At 73.4% G+C, this 21,793-nt stretch carries 14 protein-coding genes; 3 read left to right on the plus strand and 11 right to left on the minus strand.

The features are described from left to right. Positions 1 to 44: 44 nt before the first annotated feature. Both proS and AB0B66_RS00155 read right to left on the minus strand, forming a co-directional pair. Positions 45 to 1,454, minus strand: coding sequence for a proline--tRNA ligase (gene proS, locus AB0B66_RS00150; RefSeq protein ID WP_360520413.1), 1,410 nt, complete (start codon positions 1,452 to 1,454; stop codon positions 45 to 47). Between the two features lie 337 nt (positions 1,455 to 1,791). Next, complete coding sequence (locus AB0B66_RS00155) at positions 1,792 to 2,874, minus strand: amidohydrolase family protein (RefSeq protein ID WP_360520416.1); 1,083 nt, start codon at positions 2,872 to 2,874, stop codon at positions 1,792 to 1,794. Positions 2,875 to 2,921: 47 nt separating this feature from the next. Between AB0B66_RS00155 and AB0B66_RS00160 the strand changes: the two genes are divergently transcribed. Both AB0B66_RS00160 and AB0B66_RS00165 read left to right on the plus strand, forming a co-directional pair. Continuing rightward, the gene (locus AB0B66_RS00160; RefSeq protein ID WP_360520419.1) at positions 2,922 to 3,680 is read left to right on the plus strand and encodes a hypothetical protein; all 759 of its coding nucleotides are present in this window, start codon (positions 2,922 to 2,924) and stop codon (positions 3,678 to 3,680) included. Between the two features lie 71 nt (positions 3,681 to 3,751). Next, entirely contained in the window at positions 3,752 to 4,543 is a 792-nt protein-coding gene (locus tag AB0B66_RS00165) for a hypothetical protein (protein ID WP_360520422.1), read from the plus strand. 274 nt (positions 4,544 to 4,817) lie between these two features. Here AB0B66_RS00165 and ffh read toward each other — a convergent pair whose 3' ends face one another. From ffh to ftsY, 6 genes are all read right to left on the minus strand, one after another. After that, positions 4,818 to 6,374, minus strand: coding sequence for a signal recognition particle protein (gene ffh / locus AB0B66_RS00170; protein WP_360520425.1), 1,557 nt, complete (start codon positions 6,372 to 6,374; stop codon positions 4,818 to 4,820). 285 nt (positions 6,375 to 6,659) lie between these two features. Then, positions 6,660 to 8,927: a [protein-PII] uridylyltransferase gene (locus AB0B66_RS00175; protein ID WP_360520428.1), complete on the minus strand. Its 2,268-nt coding sequence runs from the start codon at positions 8,925 to 8,927 to the stop codon at positions 6,660 to 6,662. Positions 8,928 to 8,960: 33 nt separating this feature from the next. Further along, the gene (locus tag AB0B66_RS00180; RefSeq protein ID WP_166386781.1) at positions 8,961 to 9,299 is read right to left on the minus strand and encodes a P-II family nitrogen regulator; all 339 of its coding nucleotides are present in this window, start codon (positions 9,297 to 9,299) and stop codon (positions 8,961 to 8,963) included. 24 nt (positions 9,300 to 9,323) lie between these two features. Continuing rightward, entirely contained in the window at positions 9,324 to 10,730 is a 1,407-nt protein-coding gene (locus AB0B66_RS00185) for an ammonium transporter (protein ID WP_360520431.1), read from the minus strand. Positions 10,731 to 10,978: 248 nt separating this feature from the next. After that, positions 10,979 to 11,785 carry an aminoglycoside phosphotransferase family protein gene (locus AB0B66_RS00190; RefSeq protein ID WP_120318496.1) on the minus strand — a complete coding sequence of 269 codons (807 nt, stop codon included), beginning with the start codon at positions 11,783 to 11,785 and terminating at the stop codon, positions 10,979 to 10,981. A gap of 33 nt (positions 11,786 to 11,818) precedes the next feature. Then, on the minus strand, positions 11,819 to 13,051 hold the full coding sequence (gene ftsY / locus AB0B66_RS00195) for a signal recognition particle-docking protein FtsY (RefSeq protein ID WP_360520434.1): 1,233 nt from the start codon (positions 13,049 to 13,051) through the stop codon (positions 11,819 to 11,821). Between the two features lie 111 nt (positions 13,052 to 13,162). On the opposite strand from ftsY, the gene AB0B66_RS00200 reads away from it, so the two are divergent. Further along, positions 13,163 to 14,749, plus strand: coding sequence for an alkaline phosphatase D family protein (locus tag AB0B66_RS00200; RefSeq protein WP_360520437.1), 1,587 nt, complete (start codon positions 13,163 to 13,165; stop codon positions 14,747 to 14,749). A 182-nt stretch (positions 14,750 to 14,931) separates the two neighbouring features. Here the strand turns inward: AB0B66_RS00200 and AB0B66_RS00205 are convergent, their stop codons facing one another. The 3 genes from AB0B66_RS00205 to AB0B66_RS00215 are packed head-to-tail and all read right to left on the minus strand — an operon-like array spanning position 14,932 to position 21,775. Continuing rightward, the gene (locus AB0B66_RS00205; RefSeq protein ID WP_360521690.1) at positions 14,932 to 15,795 is read right to left on the minus strand and encodes an ATP-binding cassette domain-containing protein; all 864 of its coding nucleotides are present in this window, start codon (positions 15,793 to 15,795) and stop codon (positions 14,932 to 14,934) included. Positions 15,796 to 15,806: 11 nt separating this feature from the next. Continuing rightward, positions 15,807 to 18,773 (minus strand): FtsX-like permease family protein, encoded by a 2,967-nt coding sequence (locus AB0B66_RS00210; protein ID WP_360520441.1) that lies wholly within the window; start codon positions 18,771 to 18,773, stop codon positions 15,807 to 15,809. Beyond that, positions 18,770 to 21,775 (minus strand): FtsX-like permease family protein, encoded by a 3,006-nt coding sequence (locus tag AB0B66_RS00215; protein ID WP_360520444.1) that lies wholly within the window; start codon positions 21,773 to 21,775, stop codon positions 18,770 to 18,772. The genes AB0B66_RS00210 and AB0B66_RS00215 overlap by 4 nt, the downstream gene beginning before the upstream one ends. Between the last annotated feature and the right edge of the window lie 18 nt (positions 21,776 to 21,793).

A 21,793-nucleotide genomic window follows, 5' to 3' on the forward strand; every position in this document is an offset into this window, starting at 1 on the left:
CGGCCCCCGGAGCCTGACCGGGGGCCGCTTTCGTGTCGTTCGGGTCAGTACGAGCGGGCCAGGATCGCGGTCAGGTCGGGCTCGTCCTGCGAGGCCGGGATCGAGCCGTCGGCCCGGAACAGGCAGCGCACCGTGATGGCGCGCTCGTTGGCCAGCGCCTCGCCGTCGACACCGACCGCGGACCACGGCACCCGCGCCCAGCCGGTGCCGGCCGCCTCCATGGCCTCGTCCAGGGTGGACACCTCGACGGTGTTCGCCTCCCGGCGGGCCAGGGCCTCGTCGTACAGCGCCTTCTGGTCGGCCTCCAGCGCCGCGGTGACCGCACCGACGGCCTCGCCGAGCTGCAGCGGGGTCTTCGAGCCGTCGAACCGGCGGACCAGCACGACGCGGCCCTCGGCCAGGTCGCGCGGGCCGACCTCGACCCGGACCGGGTAGCCCTTCAGCTCGGCGTCCACGGCGCGGCGGCCGAACGGGGTGTCGACCCGGTCGTCCAGCTTCACCCGGACCCCGGCCGCGGCCAGGTCCTCGACCAGCGTGCGGGCGGCGGAGGTGATCGAGCCGTCGGTCTCCTTGACCACCGTCACCAGGGCCTGGACCGGCGCGAGCGCGGGCGGGATGCGCATGCCGTTGTCGTCGCCGTGGCACATGATCAGGCCGCCGAGCATACGGGTGGACGTGCCCCACGAGGTCGTCCAGGCGAACTCGCGGGTGCCGGCCTGCGAGGAGTAGCCGATGTCGAACGCCTTGGCGAAGTTCTGGCCGAGCTCGTGCGAGGTGCCCATCTGCAGCGCCTTGCCGTCGCCCATCATCGCCTCCAGCGTGTACGTGCTGGTGGCACCCGCGAAGCGCTCGCGGTTGGTCTTGCGGCCCAGCACCACCGGGATGGCGAGCAGGTCACGCATGTGGCGCTCGTACACCTCGTGGTGGATCTTCAGGGTGTAGTCCTTGGCGTCGGCCTCGGTGGCGTGGGCGGTGTGCCCCTCCTGCCACAGGAACTCCGACGTGCGCAGGAAGACCCGCGGGCGCATCTCCCAGCGGACCACGTTGGCCCACTGGTTGAGCAGCAGCGGTAGGTCACGGTAGGAGTCGACCCACTTGGCCATGAACTCGCCGATGACGGTCTCGCTGGTGGGGCGCACCACGACCGGCTCGGCCAGCTGCTTGCCGCCGCCGTGGGTGACCACCGCGAGCTCGGGCGAGAAGCCCTCGACGTGCTCGGCCTCGCGCTTGAGGTAGCTCTCCGGGATGAACAGCGGGAAGTACGCGTTCTCCGCGCCCGCCGCCTTGATCCGGGTGTCCATGTCGGCCTGCATCCGCTCCCAGATGGCGTACGCCGTCGGTCGGATGACCATGGTGCCCCGGACCGGGCCGTTGTCGGCCAGCTCAGCCTTGGAGATCAGGTCCTGGTACCAGCGGGGAAAGTCTTCCGCCCGGGGAGTGAGCACACGCGCCATAGCGGGTCATCCTACTGACCCGCCCAGCCCTCACTGCCCCCAGCCCGCCCGTGTCCCACCCCGCCGCCGCCCGCCCGATGTGTTCAAGATCGCCCGACTTGCCAGGCACCTGTGCGAAAACGCCCTCAAGATACGCACACCTGCCCGGCAACTCGAACGATCAAGGCCCGCCCGCCCGGAGCGCGCCCGCCCTCGCCCGACCTCGGCGGGCCGGGATCGCACCTGGCTGCAGTTTCAAGGAAAGTGCAGCCATCGGCACCTCGGTTCGTGCACTTTCCTGGAAACTGCAGCGCCGATCCGGAGCGGTGCGGGGCGGGGCGGGGCGGGGCGGGGCGGGTCAGCGGATGACGCGGCCGCGGAGGACGATGCGTTGGGGGGCGAGGAGGGTGCGCAGGTCAGCGCGGGGGTCTTCGGCGTAGACGGTCAGGTCGGCGAGGCCGCCGTCTGTGAGGCCGGGGAAGCCGAGCCAGTCGCGGGCGCGCCAGGAGCCGGCCGCGAGCACGTCGGACGCGGACATGCCGGCCGCGTGCAGGCGCAGCATCTCCTGGGCCGCGAGCCCGTGCGCGATGCCGCCGCCCGCGTCGGAGCCGACGTAGATCGGCACCCCGGCCTCGTGCGCCGCGGACACCAATGCCGGGAAGCGGTCGCGCAGCGCCAGCATGTGCTTGGCGTACCCGGGGAACTTCGCCTCGGCCCGCTCGGCGATGTGCCCGAACGTCTCGATGTTGATCATCGTGGGGACCAGGGCGGTGCCCCGGCGCGCCATCTCGTCGAGCAGGTCGGTCGACAGGCCGGTCCCGTGCTCGACGCAGTCGATGCCCGCGCGTACCAGCGTCGCGACGCTCGACTCCTCGAAGCAGTGCGCGGTGATCCGCGCCCCGGCGGCATGCGCCGCGGCCACGGCCGCGGTGAGCGTGGCCTCGTCCCAGGCCGGGGCCAGGTCGCCGCGGTCGCGGTCGATCCAGTCGCCGACCAGTTTCACCCAGCCCGTGCCCGCGGCCGCCTGCCGGGTCACCTCCGCGACCACCTGGTCGGCGGGCACCTCGACCCCGATCTCGGGCAGGTACCGCCGCGGCGGCGCCACGTGCCGCCCCGCGCGGGCGAGCCGCGGCACGTCATGGTCGTCGTCCAGCTCGGTGTACGGGAACGGCGAGCCCGCGTCCCGGATCGCCAGCACCCCGGCGTCCCGGTCGGTGATCGCCAGCTCCCGTGCCTGGTCCAGGCTGGTCACCGGGGCCCCGCCGGGCGCGATGCCGATGTGGCAGTGCGCGTCCACCAGACCGGGCAGCACCCAGCCGCCGTCGCTGATCGTCTGCGCCCCCGGCACCGGGGTCAGCGACACCCGGTCGCCCACCAGCCACAGATCGCGGACCTCGTCGTCGGGGAGCACCACGCCCCGCACATGCAGCGCCGTCGCCATGCTGGCACTGTGCCACACGGTTGATCACGGTGGTTAGGGTGTGCGCCATGTCGCCCCTGCCCCCGTTCCGCCAGGTCGCGCTGTGCCTGCTCACCGTCGGGGTACTGCTGCGGCAGGCCCAGCCGTTCCTCTGGCAGGCGTACGGGCCCGAGCGGCTGGGCTACCCGCTGGCCCTGCTGGTCGGTTTCCTGCTGCCGCTGCTGGCCGCGCTGGTGCTGCCGTACGCCGCGTACGAGTGGTTCGCCCGCCGCCACCGGTCCCGGCCCGCCTCGTTCCTGGTGCGCGACGGGGGCTTCGACGCGCCCGTGTCCGCGCTCGCGGGCCGCCGGATCATCATGTTCGGCCTGCTGGCGTTCGCGGTGCCGGTCACCGAGTCCGGCGACCACGGGCGGCAGCTGCTCACCGATCACCTCATGCTGCCGCTCGGCGTCCTGCTGCTGCTGGTCGGCGGCACCATGGTCGCCGGCGCGCTGCGCCCCGGGCCGGTCGTCCGGCTGACCCCCGATCACCTGATCCTGGGCGGCTGGCGGCGCACGCTGGTGCGATGGGACGCCGTCGCCCGGGGCGACGCGCTGCCGCCCGCGCCCGGCGACACGACCTTCTACGTACGCGAGATCCAGCCGGGCCGGGTGCGCTGGCACAACCTGCCGGTGGACCTGTCCCACGTCGACACGGCGTTCCTGATCGCGGCCGTGCACCACTACACGTTCCATCCGGAGCACCGGCCGGCCGTGGGCACCGAGACCGAGTTGCAGCGCCTGCGACAGGTCTGCGGGACGACGGACGAGAGCCAGGTCATCGCATAGCGGCCGCGAACGGCACGCTGCCGCCGCAGGCCGCCAGGCTGGCGTGGATCACCCCGACTACGGTGTGCGCCATGTCGCCCCTCGCCCGGTTCCGGATCACCGTCGTCGGTTTCGCGCTGGCCGGGTTCGTCCTGCAGCTCGGCCGGAACCTGGCAGTGGACCAGCTCGTCATGGCAGATCGCCTCCCCGGCGGTGTGTTCACGATCGCCGTCCTCGGGCTGACGTTGCTCGGCCAGCTCGCGCCGATCGGCGGATACCTGCTGGTCGTCATGCGCGGGCGGCCGATCCCGGCCTCCTTCGTCGCGACCGGGGACGGCTTCGTCGCGCCCGCCTCCCCCGTGATCGGGTTGCTCGTCGTGATGGCCTGGACCGGCGCGGGCGGAAGCAGCAGCCTCGCCAGGGTGCTCGGGGTCGGCGAGCGTGCGGCCTCCGGCCTCGATCTCGCCACCGCTGGCGTCTTTCTCGCCCTGGCCGTGATCTCGGGCGGATGGGTGCTGCTGCATGGACCGGCGGTCACTCTGACCCCGGCGGGGATCGAGTTCCGCAACATGTGGCGTACCGGCCGGGTGACCTGGGCGGAGCAGGCCGCCGACGCCCTGGGAACCACCGCGACGAGACTCGTGCTGGCAGTGCCCCGAGCAGGCGGGCAGCCTCGGCAGCTGCGGATCGCCAAGAATTTCGTGCACGTCGCCGAGACCTTCCTGACACGGGCGAGCAGGCACTACGCCGAGCACCCCGAGCACCGCGCCGCCATCGGCACCGAGGCCGAGCTGGCCCGGCTACGCGCGGCGCTGTCCGTGGGCGGTCCAGCGGATCCGTCGGGCTCCGCGCGGTCGCGCGAGTCCGGAGCAAGTCCGCGGTGACGGCCGGACAGGTCGCGGGTCACCCGGGAGGCTGACGCAGCAGTGGATCGAGGGCGATCCCTTGCGTTCGTTCGAACATGTGTTCGATAATGGATGCAGGCGCGGGGCGTCGGCACAGCTGAGTTGATGGCAGTCAGCATCTGTGCCGGCGCCTCCCCGACTGCATGCATCGATCCCATGCAGACGAAGATCGCCACCTCAGGCCCGGCGTCGGGGGGTGACCGGTAGCGGACCCTGAGGTGGCGATCTTCGAAAAACTCCGTGCGGCGAGGACCTACTTGTCCTTGTCGTCGCCCTTCATCAGCTTGCCGAAGTCGAGCTTCGGGGCCTTGAACGGGCTGCCGCCGCCCATGCCCATCTGCTGCTCCAGCGCGGCCGGGTCCATACCCGGCGGAAGCTGCGGCATGCCGCCCATGCCGGGCAGGCCGGCCGGGAAACGACCGCCGCCACCGCCGCCGCCCTTGGTGCCCTTGCGCTTGTTCTTCGGCGACTTGGTCGCCTTGCGGCGGCCGCCGCCGGGCAGGCCCATCATGCCGCCCATCTGCTTCATCATCTTCTGCGCCTGCTCGAAGCGGTTGAGCAGCTGGTTCACGTCGGTGACGGTGACACCCGAACCGCGGGCGATACGGGCCCGGCGCGAGCCGTTGAGGATCTTCGGGGTGCTGCGCTCGCCCGGGGTCATCGAGCGGATGATCGCGGTGACCTTGTCGAAGTGGCTGTCGTCGAGCTCGGCCAGCTGGTCCTTCATCTGGCCCATGCCCGGCATCATGCCGAGCAGGTTCGCGATGGGGCCCATCCGGCGTACGGCGATGAGCTGGTCGAGGAAGTCCTCCAGCGTGAACTGCTCGCCCCCGAGCAGCTTCGCCGCCATCTTCTCCTTCTGCTCCTCGTCGAAGGCCTGCTCGGCCTGCTCGATGAGGGTCAGCACGTCGCCCATGCCGAGGATGCGGCTGGCCATCCGGTCGGGGTGGAAGACGTCGAAGTCCTCCAGCTTCTCGCCGGTGGACGCGAACAGGATCGGCTGGCCGGTGACCTCGCGCACGGACAGCGCGGCGCCGCCGCGGGCGTCGCCGTCGAGCTTGGAGAGCACGACACCGCTGATGCCCACGCCGTCGCGGAACGCCGTCGCGGTGGCCACCGCGTCCTGGCCGACCATCGCGTCGATGACGAAGATGACCTCGTCGGGGTTGACGGCGTCGCGGATAGCGGCGGCCTGCGCCATCATCTCGGTGTCGATGCCGAGGCGGCCGGCGGTGTCGACGATCACGATGTCGCGCATGTGGCGGCGGGCGTGCTCGATCGAGTCCTTGGCGACCTGTACGGGATCGCCGGTGCCGTTGCCGGGCTCCGGCGCGTACACCTCGACGCCCGCGCGCTGGCCGAGCACCTGCAGCTGGTTGACGGCGTTGGGGCGCTGGAGGTCGCAGGCGACCAGCAGCGGCTGGTTGCCCTGGGCCTTGAGCCACCGGGCGAGCTTGCCCGCGAGCGTGGTCTTACCGGAACCCTGCAGACCGGCCAGCATGATCACGGTGGGCGGCTGCTTGGCGAACTGGAGCCGCCGCGCCTGCCCGCCGAGGACCGCGACCAGCTCCTCGTGCACGATCTTGATGATCTGCTGGGCCGGGTTGAGCGCCTGCGAGACCTGCGCGCCGCGCGCCCGCTCCTTGAGCCGGAAGATGAAGGCCTTCACCACCGGCAGGGCGACATCCGCCTCCAGCAGCGCCAGCCGGATCTCCCGGGCGGTGGCGTCCACGTCGGCGTCGGTGAGCCGGCCCTTGCTCCGCAGCTTGGAGAAGATGCCGGAGAGCCGGTCGCTCAGGGTGTCAAACACAGCGCAACATCCCCAATTGTTCGAGTTCGTCTGAATGAGCGGCTACAGGCAGCCTTGGTAAGGGTAGCCGCTGCCCCCACGGGCCGGTCCCACTGCCGCCCGGTCCGGCCATACCCACCTCCCCGACCCCGCGAACCGCCCTCCCGTCCGCGCCGGCCGCCACCCCGGCCGCCCGGCGTCCCCGATCGCCCAAGATCGCTCGACTTGCCCGGCACATGTGGGAAAGCGCGCTCAAGATACGCACAGGTGCCCGGCAAGTCGAACGATCAAGAATCGCTCCGCCGGTCACACCGCGGCGAGGACGGCGGCTTCGACCGCGTCGCGGTCGAAGTCGCCGACCAGGTAGAAGGCGTCGACGACGTCGGCGCCGAGGGTGGAGACGCGGGCGGTGCGCACGTCGACGCCGAGTTCGGCCAGGGCCGAGGTGACCCGGAAGAGCAGGCCCGGCGAGTCCGTGGCACGCAGCTCCAGCAGTGTCGCACCGGTCGCCTCGCCCCAGATGACCCGCGGCTCGGCCCCGGCCGCCGGCTTGCGGCCGCTGCCCAGCCGGCGCGGCAGCGCGAGCTGGTCCAGCCCCACCCGGCGCAGGTCGGCGGCGAGCAGCTCCCGGTCGGGCGGTGCGCCGTACCGGTTGTTGACCGCGCATTCGATGATGGCCCGCTCGCCGATCGTGGACGTGCCCGCTGCGACGATCTCCAGCTTGTGCGTGGCCAGGCAGCCGGCGACGGCGGCGAGCAGGCCGACGCGGTCGTGCGCGGCCAGCGCCACCCAGTCGTCGGCGACCTGCACCACGGGCAGCGGGCCGGCCAGCAGCGCCGGGTCGGGCAGGGTGGGTTCGGGCAGCTGGCCGCCGCCGAGCACCTTGCGCACCCGTGCACACAGGTCGTCGATGAGCTTGGACTTCCACCCCGACCAGGCGGCCGGGCCGGTGGCCTGGGCGTCGGCGCGGGCGAGCATCTGCAGCAGTTCCAGGGTGCCGGTGTCCCCGACGAGCTTGGCGACGTGGTTGATCGTCGCCGGGTCGTCGAGGTCGCGCCGGGTCGCGGTGTCGGGCAGCACCAGGTGGTATCGCACCAGCGTGGCGATCGTGTCGACGTCCGCGGGCGGCAGGCCCATCGCGGTGGCGATCTCGCGGGCCAGCTCCGCGCCGACCTCGCTGTGGTCGCCGGGCAGGCCCTTGCCGACGTCGTGCAGCAGCGCGCCGAGCACCAGCAGGTCCGGCCGGGCCACCTCGCGCGACCAGGTGGACGCGTTGGCGGCGGCCTGCACCAGGTGCCGGTCGAGGGTGAAGCGGTGCACGGGGTGGTGCTGGGGGGTGCCGCGCAGCCGGGTCCACTGCGGCAGCCAGGCCGAGGTCAGGCCGAACCGGTCGCAGGCCTCCCAGGCCGCCACCAGGCCGGTGCCCGCGCCGAGCAGGGTCAGCAGGGCGGTGCGGGCCGAGGCGGGCCACGGCGTCGGCAGCGGCGGGCAGAACCGGGCGAGCCACTCCAGGGTGGCCCGCGCGATGGGCATCTGGTGCTGGGCGGCGGCGGCCGCCACGCGCAGCGACAGCGACGGGTCGGGGTGCGGGCCGACGGCGGCTCGGGCCAGCACGATCTCGCCGTCCGCGGCGACCACGTCGCGGGCGATCGGGCGGCGCACGGCCACCGCCTCGCGGGCGCGCGGGTCGCCACCGCGGGTGGCGGCAGTGTTCCAGCGCTGCACCGAGCGCCAGGCGTCGGTCAAAGACCAGGAGACGGTACGCGCGTCGAGCCCGATCCGGCGCAGCAGCGCGTCCCCGTCGGCGAGCCCGAGCAGCTCCGCCACCTGCAGGCGCTCCTGGGCCCGCAGCCGGTCGTTGCGACGGCCGATGCTGACGTGCAGCGCGTCGCGTACGTCGAGCAGCCGGGTCGCGGCGGCGCGCACCTGGGGCGGCAGCGCGTCGGCGACTCCGGCGACGCCGATGCCGCGCAGCACGCCGACGTCGCGCAGCCCTCCGGCGGCCTCCTTGACGTCGCCTTCGAGCAGGTACGCCAGCTCGCCGTGGGCGGCGTGGCGCTCCTCGACGAGTTCGCGCAGCCGCAGCAGCTGGCGGCGGGCGGTGCGCCGCCACTGGTCCACGGCGGCACGGCTGAGCTGGGCGGACAAAGCCGGATCGCCGGCGATGTGGCGGGCGTCGAGCAGCCCCAGGGCGACTTTGACGTCGTCGTGCGCCGCGTCGAGCGACTCGGCGACGGTGCGGGTGGAGTGGTCCAGTCCCATCCGGGCGTCCCAGATCGGATACCAGAGCGAGGCCGCCAGCTCGTCGATCCCCGGCACCCCGGTGTGCACCAGGATCAGGTCCAGGTCGCCGTGCGGGGTGCACTCCCGGCGGCCCAGGCCGCCGACGGCCACCAGGGCGACTCCGGGGGTGTCCGGCAGCAGGCGGCGCAGCCAGGCGTCGAGCGCCCCGGCCCGCGCGAGCCGGGCGACCGCGCCGATGGAGCCCGGCTCGCGCAGCGCTAGGCGCGCATAGTCGGGCCCGGGGCCCGCCGCGCTGTCCGATGCGGAAGCTACGACGTTCCCCGGGCCCATGTGGTCCTCTTTCAGGTTGTTGCGACTGTCATCTCAGAGCGCGTCGAGACCGCGCTCGCCGGTGCGGACCCGGACCACCTCGGAGACCTCGGTGACCCAGACCTTTCCGTCCCCGATCTTGCCGGTCCGGGCGGCGGTGACGATGGAGTCGACGACCTTCTCCACGTCCAGCTCGTCCGTGACGACCTCGATCCGGATCTTCGGCAGGAACTCCACCGTGTACTCGGCACCCCGGTACACCTCGGTGTGGCCCTTCTGCCGGCCGTAACCCTGGACCTCGCTGACCGTCAGCCCGGCGACGCCCATGGCGTGCAGAGCCTCCTTCACAGCGTCCAACTGGTACGGCTTGATGACGGCGGTGACCAGCTTCATGCTCAACCCCTCCATCTGGGAACCTTAGCCGGACACCTTTTCGGTGGCCGGTGCCGTCTCTTCCACATCGGCCTTGGGGGCCTTGGGCGTACCGATACCGGCCAGAGCGAAGGCGCCGGCGCTGCCGCCGCCCGCCGAGGACGACAGCTCGTACGCGCTCTCCGCGTGCTCGGCCACGTCGATGCCCTCGACCTCGGCCTCGGGCTTGACCCGGAAGCCGATGGTCTTGTCGATCACGAACGCGAGCAGCGCCGCGACCACGAACGAGAAGACCGTCACGATGCCGCTGGCCAGCGCCTGCCGGCCGAGCTGCGTCACGCCGCCGCCGTAGAACAGGCCGTCCTGGCCGCCCAGCGTGGTGATGAAGGAGTTCAGCTCGGTGCTGGCGAACAGACCGATGAACAGCGAGCCGATCCAGCCACCGACGAAGTGCACACCGACCACGTCGAGCGAGTCGTCGTAGCCGAGCTTGTACTTCAGGCCGACCGCCAGCGCGCAGACCGCACCGGCCACGAGGCCGAGCAGCACCGCGGGCAGGGTCGGGATGAAGCCACAGGCCGGGGTGATCGCGACCAGGCCGGCGACCGCGCCGGAGGACGCGCCGACCAGGGTCGGCTTGCCGTCACGGAACCACTCGACGATGATCCAGCCGAGCAGACCGGCCGCCGTGGCCACCTGGGTGTTCAGGAACGCGACACCCGTGATGGCGTCGACCGTCAGCTCCGAGCCCGCGTTGAACCCGAACCAGCCGAACCACAGCAGACCGGCGCCGAGAGCGACGAACGGCACGTTGTGCGGCTTGAACTTGTCCTTCGGCCAGCCGATGCGCTTGCCGAGCACCAGGGCCACGCCCAGTGCCGCGGCACCGGCGTTGATGTGGACCGCGGTGCCACCGGCGAAGTCGAGCGCGAAGATCTTGGCGCCGATGAAGCCGCCGCCCCAGACCCAGTGCGCGACCGGGATGTAGACCAGGGTGACCCAGCCGAAGGCGAAGACCAGCCAGCCGGCGAACTTCGCCCGGTCGGAGATCGCGCCGCTGATCAGGGCGACCGTGATGACCGCGAACATCATCTGGAAGATGGCGAACACGTACGTCGGGATGCCCGTCGACGCGCCGGCCAGGAACCAGATCTCGCCGGTCTTGTCGATCGGCATACCCAGGTAGGTGGAGAAGTTACCGATGAAACCGTTCAGGTCCGCGTTGGCGTTCGTGCCGAACGCGGCGGTGAAGCCGTAGACGACCCAGATGATGGAGACGAGCCCGATCGAGGCGAAGCTCATGATCATCATGTTGAGGACGCCCTTGGCACGGTTCAGGCCGCCGTAGAACAGCGCCAGACCCGGAGTCATGAGCAGCACCAGAGCGGACGAGACCAGCAGCCACGCTGTGTTGCCGGTGTCGATCGTCGGTGGATCTTCGACGAGCAGCACGCTGCCCTCCTAAGTGAGTGGGTTCCTCCCAGCCAGCCCCGAGGTCGACCGTCGTGGCGCCGCCGTGTCGACAGGCCGCTCGTCGTGTCATCCCCGACCGATCGCCGCAGTGCCATCGGTGCTGGTTGGGGGGCAGCATCGCCAACCCCTGTTTCGCGCAGTGACGCTGCTCGGTTTCCGGCACGTCACGATCTGTTTCGTACGTGTGAAGAAATGTTCACACGTGAGGAGAGCATTCATGGCGCGTTTCAGCGCAGCGCGTGCTCCAGCGTGTACCGCTCGTAGTCAATCAGCCGAAGGTCGCGAAGCGGCCGCCGAAGGTGGCCCTTCTGCACGATCCGTACGAACGCCGGCTCCCCCGCGGTGGCGAGGCGGCGGATGCCCTCGACGTGGTCCACGATCCGCTTGCGGATGGTCCGCACGAGACGGTGCCGGTCGCGCGGGATCAGCCCGTACGCGTCGGCGAACAGGCGCAGCCGGCGCGGCCGGTCGGGCCGGTGCCAGCCGAGCGTGATCGAGTCCCGGTCACTGAAGATCGGCACCCAGGTCCAGGCCGCGTACGCCACGTCGTAGATGCGCGACCCGGGCGAGGCGAGGTCGAAGTCGATCATCGCGAGGGTGCCGTCCGGCCGCCAGATGACGTTGTGTGGGGCGGCGTCGTGGTGGCAGATGATCTCCGCGTCCGGCGGGGGCGGCCCGAACGAGCGCCACACCCCGCCCGGCGGCGTGCGGAAGCCGGCCTGCGCGTCGTGGAACATGCGCAGCATGGTGGCGACGGTGACCAGCGCCTCGTCGGTGACCCAGTGCGGGGCCAGCGGGTACTCCCCGCACTCGCCCGGCAGGTACGACAGCACCTCGCGGCCGTGCTCGTCCATGCCCAGGGCACGGGGGGAACCGGTGAAACCGGCGTACTCGAGATGGCGCAGCAGGGCGTGCACGGTCGGGGTCCACGGACCGGCGTTGCGCCGGACCGTCTCACCGACCCGCACCACCGTGCTGACGTTCCCGCCACGCAGCGGGATCTCGGTGGGATCCTGGAAAGGGGCTGTCACCATGGACTCGTCAGCTGCTCGTCGCTCGTCGGCTCGTCACTCGTCGCCGAGAAGCGCCGAGACGAACTGCTGAGGGTCGAAGGGTGCGAGATCGTCGGGACCCTCGCCGAGGCCGACCAGCTTCACCGGAATGCCGAGAGCACGCTGCACCGCGATCACGATACCGCCCTTCGCCGTGCCGTCCAATTTAGTGAGCACCACGCCGGTGACATCGGCGACCTCGGTGAAGACCCGAGCCTGGCTCAGCCCATTCTGTCCCGCGGTCGCGTCGAGCACCAGCAGGGTCTCCGAGACCGGGCCGTGCTTCTCCACCACGCGCTTGATCTTGCCCAGCTCGTCCATCAGGCCGACCTTGTTCTGCAGGCGGCCGGCGGTGTCGATGAGCACGGTGTCGACGCCCGCGTCGATGCCCTTCTTGACCGCGTCGAACGCCACGGCGGCCGGGTCACCGCCCTCGGGACCGCGCACGACCTGCGCGCCGACCCGGCTGGCCCAGGTGGCCAGCTGCTCGGCGGCGGCCGCGCGGAAGGTGTCGGCCGCGCCCAGCACCACGGTGTGGCCGTCGGCCACCAGCACCCGGGCGATCTTGCCGCAGCTGGTGGTCTTGCCCGCGCCGTTCACGCCGACGACCAGGATCACCGACGGCTTGCCGTCCACGACGCCGGTGTGCAGCGAGCGGTCCAGCTTCGGGTCCAGCGCCTCGGTGAGCTCCTCGGCCAGCAGCGAGCGCAGGTCGGCGGTGCTGCGGGTGCCCAGCACCCGGGTGCGCTCGCGCAGCTTCGCCACGATCTCGGTGGTCGCCTGCACGCCCACGTCGGCGCTGATCAGGCTCTCCTCGACCTCGTCCCACGCGTCGTCGTCGAGGTGGTCCCGGGACAGCAGGCCGAGCAGGCCCTTGCCGAAGACGTTCTGCGAGCGCGACAGCCGGGCACGCAGCCGCACCAGGCGGCCGGCGGTCGGCTCCGGCTTCTCGATCTCCGGCTCGGCCTTCGGCGGCGCGACCGGCGGTGCCGTCTCGACCGGCGCGGGCGGGGCCGGGGCGGGCACGACGGCCGGCTTGCCCGGTGCGGCCTGCTCCGGCGCCTTCTCGGGTGCGGGCGGGGCGATCACGCTCGGCGGGATCTTCTCCCCGCGCTCGATCCCCGGGCGCTCGCCTTCCGGCGCCTGCGGCAGCGTGCCGCGGCCCGGCCGGCGGACCAGGAACAGCGTCAGTCCGGCCAGCAGCAGCAGGCCGATGACGATGAGTACGGGGACGAGCGCGTCTTTCATGCTGGGCATCCTCTCAAACCTCGGCGCATCCGGCGCACACCGGAGGCCGCGCGCGCCGATACGACAGCCCCGGCCCTGGCCACCACCGTCCCGATCACGGAGGATGTCCGCGTGGCGAACCTCCTCCTCGGCCCCCTCCTGCGGCGCGTCGACGGTGACCAGGCGGTCATCTGGGTACAGACCGACCAGCCCGCACGGGTGCGCGTGCGCGCCGGTGAGGCGAGCGTGACGTCGGACACGTTCGAGGCGTTCGAGGTGCACGTGGGACTGGTGGTGCTGGCCGGGCTGACGACCGGCGCTAACTCGTACACCGTCGAACTCGACGGCGCGGCCGTGTGGCCGCTGCCGGGATACCCCGATTCCGTGATCACCATCCGCGATCCGGGACAGGCCGACGCGGTGATCGCGTTCGGCTCCTGCCGCGAGGCCAGCGCGCAGACCCACGCCGAGGCCGGGCACGACCCGGACGCGTTGGAGGCGCTCGGGCACCGGCTGCTCACACAGGCCCGGCACGGGCACGCCGACCTGCCCGACCTGCTGGCGCTGATCGGCGACCAGATCTACGCCGACGGCCTGTCCGCCCCGACCCGCAGCTGGCTGGCCGAGCAGACCAGGCCGGACTCCGCGCCCGAGGGACACGTCGTCACGTTCGCCGAGTACGTGCACCTCTACCACGAGTCGTGGACCGAGATGCCGGTCCGCTGGCTGCTGTCCACGGTGCCCAGCGTGATGATCTTCGACGATCACGAGATCATGGACGACTGGAACTCCTCCGCCGCCTGGCTCGCCGAGGTGCGCCGCGAGCCCTGGTGGGACGAGCGCAGCACCACCGGCATCGCCTCGTACTGGCTGTTCCAGCACCTCGGCAACCTCGCCCCGGCGCAGCTCGACGGCGACCCGGTGTGGACGCGCATCCGGGCCGGCGAGGACGCCACCGCGGTGCTGAGCGAGTTCGCGGCCCGGGTCGCCACCCCGGCCGGGCCGGACCCCTACCCGTGGGGGTACACCGTCGACGTCGGCCGGACGCGGCTGGTCATGCTCGACTGCCGGGGCAACCGGGTGATCGACGGGCCCGAGCGCCGGATGTGGCCCCAGGAGCATTGGGACGACCTGGCCGAACAGGCCCGCGCCGACTGCGACCACCTCGTGCTGGCCTGCTCGCTGCCGTGGCTGCTCGCGCCGACGATCCACCACGGCGAGGCCGTCATCGAGGTGCTGGCGGCGAAGCGGCCCGGCATGGAGCGGCTGCGCCAGAGGTACGACCTGGAGCACTGGGCGGCCGTCGGGCACTCCTTCGACGAACTGACCGCGCTGATCGCCGGGGTGCGCGGACCGGCCACGGTGAGCGTGCTCGGCGGCGACGTGCACCACTCGTACGTCGCCCGCGCCGCGATCCCCGGCGCCACCGCGACCGTGCACCAGATCACCTGCTCGCCGCTGCACCAGAGCATCCAGGGCGTCATGCGCACGCTGCTGCGGGTGGGCTGGTGGCGGGCGCTGTCCGGCCCGGCGGCGCTGGTCGCCCGCCTGTTCGGCGTGCCCCGTCCGGGGGTGCGCTGGAAGGCCTACGACCCGCCGTACTTCGGCAGCGCCGTGGCCACGCTCACCCACCGTGGCCGCGCCGCCTCCGTCGTCATCGAGGGCACCGCCGACGGCACCGGCCTGTCCCCCGTCCTCCGCCACGACCTCACCCGCTGACGCTTCGGTGTCGCCTTTCCGACACCTGACCGTCCGGCAATCCACTGCGCCCGGTCCCCGGCCGCGCCTTCCATAAACGTTGGCCTATTACATCGACTGCTGCGCGATCAAACTCGATGTAATAGGCCAACGTCGATCGCAAGCGGGGGGAGGGGAGCGCCGGTCGCCGGCGACGGCGGATCTCAGGCAACCTCGGTACTGACCGGCACGGACACCGAGTGGTCGTCGGTCACCAACGTGACCTTGCCGCCCGCATGCTCGACCGTGAGCAGCGTGCCCGGCGGCAGCACGTCCAGCACGTCCGGCGGCAACTGCACGGTGCCGTCCCCGGCGATGACCGCGAACTCGCGCCCGTCGCGCCCCTCGGACCCGACCCGGCCGTCGCGGATGGTCACCGCCCGGCCCAGCCGCGCGCCCACGTCGGGGTCGTGCGTCACGGCGACGATGGTGGTGCCACGCTCGGTGTTGACCGCCTCCAGCGCCGCCAGCACCTCGTCCCGGGCGGTCCGGTCGAGCTGGCTGGTCGGCTCGTCGACGAGCAGCAGGCCGGGTGAGGCGGCCATGCCGACCGCGATCGCGGCCCGCTGCGCCGCACCGGGCGGCAGGTCCTGCACCTTGCGGTGGCCCAGGCCGGTCAGCCCGAGCAGCGCCAGGATGCGCTCCGGCGGCTCCAGGTCTGCGGGGCGCACGTGCGCCGCCCGGCGCTGGGCCAGCCACACGTTGCTGAGCACCGTGGCGTACGGCAGCAGGTTGCGCCGCGCCCCCTGCAGCACCACACCCAGGTCGGTGCCGCGCAACCGGGCCAGCTCGGCCTCGCTGATCCGGCCGATGTCCACCAGGCCGATCTGCACCCGCCCCGCACTGGGCCGCATCAGCCCGGCCAGCAGCGCGATCAGCGTCGACTTGCCGGAGCCGGACGGCCCGACCAGGGCCACCCGCTCCCCCGGCGCGATGTCCAGGTCGACGCCGGCCAGCGCGACCACGTCGCCGCCCTCGGCGCGGTAGATGTGCACCACCCGGCGGCACACCACGGCCAGGCCGGTCAGGCTGGAGTTCTTCACGAGGTCGCTCCTTCGCTCCCGCGCGCCACCCTCGTGGCGAGCAGGCACGTTGTCAACAGCACCAGCAGGGCCACCGCGATCGGGGCGGTGACCAGCGGACCGGGCAGGTCGGGCGGCGGCACGGCGGTGCCCCCGTCGCCGAACACCGGCAGTACGCCGCGGGCCAGCGCCCACGACAGCGCCGCGGCGAGCAGGCCGATCAGGGTGCCCGTGAGCACCAGGGCGAACCGCCCGCCCAGGTCCGCGCCGCGCAGCACCGCAGCGCGCACCCCCTGCCCGCGGAGGGCCGCCAGCCCTTCGTCGGCGCGGCCGCGTTCGAGCACCGCGGTGACCAGCAGGCCACCCGCGGCGAAGAGCACGCCGACCAGCGCGGCCGCGGCCAGGAACAGCATCGCCAGCGCGGGGGCCTGCTCCTCGTAGAGCCGCAGTTGCCCGGCCGCGTCCCGCTCGCCGAGCACCTTCAGCCCGTTGGCCTCCAGGCGCTCGACGAGGTCCGCGGGCGCGTCGGCGGACAGCCACACCTCGGGTTCCTGCGCGTCCGATTCGCCGCCCACCCGCAGGTCGGCGTACTGCAGATCGACCAGCGCGCCGTGCGCCCCGTAACGCGGAACCAGCGGCAGGGTGCCCGCGCGGACGATCGGGACCCGCACCGTGCCGCCCGCGCCGAGCAGCTCGGGGGGCAGGTCACCGGCGGCGACCAGGGGCAGCGGGTCGGGCGCGGGGTCGGCGGAGGCGCGCATGTCGGGGGTGAGCACGCTGTCCACCGACACCCGCAGGCCGCCCGCGGCGGGGGCCAGGTCCGGGACGGGCCGGGCGGCGCTGGTCTGCGGCAGCCGCCAGTGGTGGCCCGCCAGGTCCGCGCCGCTGAGCACCGTCTTGCCGGTGCGGTCGCGCAGGTCGCCGACGGTCAGGTCGACCAGGTAGCGCTTGGGCGTGAACAGGTCCACCGACAGCTGCCTGAGCTGGCAGGAACCGGCCGCGCAGGCGGGCGTGGCGATCCGGTACGCGTGCGTGCCCGGCTTCAGCTTCTCCACCCGGACGCTGGACTGCGCGCCGCCGACGCCGACCAGGCGCAGGGTGAGGCCCGCCGTGGCGCCCGGCTCGATCCGGTCCAGCGTGACGGTGACCTCGACCTCGGCCGCCGTCAGGGAGAGCGGCGTGACCTCGGCGGGCCGCAACTGCCGCGCCACCTCGGCCGGGGCCGTGGCACCGTACGCGTCCGGCCACAGCGCCACCGCGGGGAGCCGGGAGCTGTCCACCGCCAGCAGCTTCGTCTCGGTGTTCACGTTGACCCGCATGGCCGCCATCGCGTACCGGCCGTCCGGGTCCGCGGTGCGCACCGCGTGCAGCAGGCCGGCCGCGGGCAGCGTCTCGACCCGCAGCACGCGGGCCGCGCCGACCTGCACCTCGGCCCGCTCGTGCCAGGCCTGCGCGGCCACGTCCCGGGCCGACAGCGCGAAGCCGAGCAGCCCGAACACGACGGTCAGCAGCACCACGACCCAGTGCGTGCCGCCGCCCCGGGCCAGCGTCAGCGCGGCCAGGCCGGTGCGCAACCGTCCGCGGCGCAGCGCCCGGCGGCCCAGCCGTTCGGCGGGCACCCCGACCGCGCGGGCCGCGACCAGGCCCAGGCCCAGCGCGATACACAGCGGCGCGAGCAGCCCGATGCCGCCCGAGCCGGTGTCCCCGCCCGCCGCGACCTGGTAGCCGGCGACCAGCGCGAGCGCGCCGACCATCGCCTCGACGCCGCCGACCAGGCCGCCGCGGCGGCGCACCCGGGCCCGGCGCAGCAGGCCGAGCACCGGCGTGGTCAGCGCGCGCACCTGCGCGAGCAGCCCGGCCAGCAGCGCGCCGAGCACCGCCACGGCGGTGTACAGCGCCGACGCCGGGTTCAGGTACACCGTCGGCGAGCCCGGCAGCGCGACGGCCGCGAGCAGCGCGGTCGCGGCGTACCCGAGCAGGTAGCCGGGTATCACGGCGACCAGCACCGGCACGGACGTCTCGGCGGTGGCCAGCCACCACCGGGTGCGGGCGGGCACGCCGCGCAGCGCGGTCAGGCCCAGCTCGCCGCGCCGCTGCTCGACGCCGCCGGCCACCGCGATGAACAGGACCAGCCAGCACAGCATCACCAGCGGCACGGCCGCCAGCAGCAGGCTCGACGCCAACTGCTCCTCGCCGGCGCTGATCCGGGCGATGAGGTTGTCCACCTCGGTGTCGGTGCCGAAACCGCCCGCGTCCAGTTCCGACTCGGCGTCGCCGAGGTCGTCGCGCAGCCGGTCGGTGTCCTCGAACGCCGCAGGGGTGATCAGGAGGTCCACCATGCGCATCCGGCTGCCGTCGACGGCCGCCACGGTGCGCTCGGTGGCGAACGCGGCTGGCTGATCCAGACCGGTGAGGACCTGCCGATCGCCCCAGTACGGGTCGTCGAGCCGGACCGGCTGGTAGAGGCCGACGACGGTGAGGCGCACCGGCGCGGGCGGGTCCTCGTCCTGCGGCCCGGCCGGCGGCGAACGGAACTCCAGGTCCTGGCCGGGTAGCGCGGCGAGCTCGGAGGCGGCGTCCACGCGCAGCACGACCTCGCGCTCGCCGGTGGCGCACCGGCCCCGGACGATGGTCAGGTGCTCGCAGATCCCGGTCCGAGTGGCCAGGAACATGCCCTGCTCGTTCTCCTCGCCCTGCTCGCCGGTGACTACGACCTGGGCCGAGATCCCACTGAGCGTGACCATGCCGGGCACGTACGGCCGCAGCGGCTGGTCGCCGCCGCGCGGGTCGTCCGAGGTCTGCGCGGTGACGACCCGTTCGCCGACGGTGGCCGCGGCGACCTCGACGCCGCGCAGCGACACGGCGGCCGCGTCCTGGTAGAGCGGTCCCGCCGCGGCGGCGGCCGCGGCCAGTGCCGTCAGCAGCAGCGTGATCACGGCCAGGCCGCGCCGAGCCCGCACCATCGCCCACAGCAGCGCCGTCATCGCTGTCCCTCCGCACTGCCGGGGCGGCCGGTGGTGGCCCTGACCAGTGAACGTCCCGCCGTCAGCGCGGCCGCCAGCAGCACCAGCGTCGCCGCGGCTACCGCTGCCGCGACCAGCGCCAGGCCGGGTCCCGGTGGCGCCAGCCCGCCGCTGGCGGTCAGCATCTGCCGGGCCGGGCCGCTGACCGCCCACGCCACGGCGGCCGTCAACGCGCCCACCGGCGCGGCGATACCGATCATCGCGAGGTTGCCGAGGCGGCCCGCGCGGGCGGCCGCACCGGCGGGCAGTCCCTGCGTGCGCAGGGCCGCCAGCTCGGCTGACCGGTTACGACGGTCCGTCGCGGCGAGCACGAGCACGGCCAGCGCCACCAGCAGCACGCTGAGCACCGCCGCGGCCAGGTGCAGCCGCAGCGCCAGTCCCGCGCCCTGCTCGCGGTAGCGGTCGACACGCTCGCCGACCGCCTCGTCGCGCACCGGAACCAGGCCAGCCGCGCGCAACCGGTCCACCGCGTCGGCGGGGGCGGCGGCGTTCAGCCACACCTGGAGCTGGATCGCGTTGTCCCGGCTGCCGCTGAGCCGGTCGGCAGCCTGCAGGTCGAACAGCGCCCCCTCGGTGCCCGCGCCGGGCAGCACCGGCGACACCCAGCGCAGGTCCACCGGCCGGGGCAGCGCCTGCAGCGGTTCGATCTCGGCCAGCTCGCCGGTGTGCGCCAGCCACGGCGGCCCGGCCGCGACGGCGGGCAGCGGCACCGGCGCGTCGGACACGTACAGCCGGATGTCGGTGCTGATCTGGCGTGGGTCGCTGGGCACGTAGCGCAGGCTCACCGCGTCGTCGGAGTTGAGCACCGTGACCTCGCGCTCGGCGCCCATGTCGGCCCGCCATCGCGACGCCGCGCCGATGGCCCGGCCCTCCAGCAGGACCCGGTCCGGGCCGAGCTGGCGCAGGCCGCGCAGCGTGAAGCCGTCGGGTGAGACGGGGAAGCTCAGCCAGTACAGGCGGCAGCCGGGCGGGACCGCGCACGCCGGCAGGTCCAGCTTGTAATTCGTACGCCCGGCCCCGTCGGCGATCTCGACCGCGCCGGTGACCGGGGCGCCGTCCGGCCCGACCAGGGCGGCGGTCAGCCGCATGGGGCCGTCGAACTCCGGGGTGGTCTCCACCTCGAACTCCAGGCCGCCACCGGCCACGATCACCGGGTCACCCGCCGGAGCACGCAGCATCCGTGCCGTGTCGACCGCCGACACGGTCGCACCGGCGGGCCACAGCGCGACGGTCGCGAGCCGGGCGCTGTCCACCCCCAGCAGGGTCATGTCCGGGTCGTCCTGGCGGGTCACCGCCATGGCCCAGGAGCCGTCCGGGTCGGCCTTGGCGACCGCGGTCAGCAGCGCGGTGCGCGACGGGGCGTACACGGTCAGCGCTCGTGGCGCGCCCAGCGCCAGTTCGGCGCGCTCCCGGGCCGCGTTCGCGGCCACGTCCCACGCGCTCACGGTGTATCCGACCAGGGCCACCGCGACGACGGTCAGCGCGACCAGGCGGTCCGCGCCGGGGCGGCGGGCGACCTGGAGCGCGGCCAGCCCGTGCGCGAGCTTGCCCCGGTGCAGGCGGGACGCGCCGAACCGGGTCGCCGCGGAGCGCACCACCCGAGCGGTGAGCAGGCCAACCACGATCGCCAGCAGCAGCGGCGCGAGCAGCGGCAGCCCGCCCTCCTGGCTGTCGGACGCGTACGACTGCCCGATCGCGGCCAGGGCGACCACCGCCACACCCAGCTCGACCAGCCCGACGCGGCGTCGCCGCCGGGTCGGCACCTGCCGCAGCCCTTCCATGAGCGAGCCGGAGAACACCCGGCGCTCGGCGACCGCTGCACTGATCATGACGACGAGCAGCGTGCCGCCGGCCGCCAGCAGTGCTCCCTGATCGAGCACCACGTCCTGCGGCCGCGCGAACGTCGCCCAGGTCAGCAGGCGCACCAGCAGCCAGCCCAGCAGCACCCCGAACGGGGCCGCGACCAGCAGCACGAACGCCGTCGGGCCGAGCGCGAGCAGCGCCCGGTGCCGGGGCGGCACCCCGCGCAGCAGGCCCAGCGCCAGCTCGCTGCGGCGCTCCGAGGCGGTGTAGCCGATCGCCATCAGCAGCACGAACCAGCACACAACCAGTAGCTGCACCGCGCCCAGCGGGGCGGCCAGGCTCAGCACCTGTCGGGTCTCCTCGATGCGCTGCAGCAGCCGCGGCAGGCCGTTGTCGATGCGTACGCCGACCAGCCCCATCCCCGGCTTGACCACCTCGGTCAGCCCGTCGAGGTTGCCGGCCGTGAAAGCCTCGTCCCCGGCGACCATGTCGACGGTCGCGACCAGCGTGGTGGCCTGGAGTTCGGCCACCGTCGGCGCGGCGACGAACATCGGGTTGCCCACCCGCTGCGGCCGTGGCGTGTAGTCGGCCCGGCCCGCCCAGTACGGGTCGCCGCCGGCCAGCGGGCCCGCGGGGTCGTACACGCCTACCACGCGCAGCGTCACCGGCTCCGGAGCCTTGTGCGCCTGGTAGGTGAACTCGCCGCCGGTGCTCAGCCCGAGCCGCTGCGCGGTGGGTTCGCTGATCGCCACCTCGCCCGCGGCCGCCGGGCAGGTCCCGGCGGTGAACACCAGATGCTCGCACACGTCCGCGCGCATGGACAGCGGCGCGTCGACCGGGGACACGCCCGGCACCCGTCCGTCGGCGTGCACCGCGACGATCTCGGTCAGCCCGCTGCCGTCGGTGCGCTCGGCGACCTGGCCACGCAGGCTGTCGAGCTGGGAGGTGTACCCGTTCGCCGCGGCGATCTCGGCGGTGAAGGTGATGGCCCGTTCGGCCGCGGTGGCCGCGCGCAGCTCGGCGGCGACCACGGCGCGGTCGGCGGCGGAGGCGTAGAGCGGCGCGGCGGTCCCGGCGGCGACCGCCAACACGGCGAGCACGGCCAGGGTGACGGCCTGGCTGCGGCGGCTCGCCAGCACGCCGAGCACCAAGCGAAGCATGCGCTACCTCTTCGGGGA

This window comes from Catellatospora sp. NPDC049111 (assembly GCF_040648615.1).
GTDB classification, from domain to species: domain Bacteria; phylum Actinomycetota; class Actinomycetes; order Mycobacteriales; family Micromonosporaceae; genus Catellatospora; species Catellatospora aurea.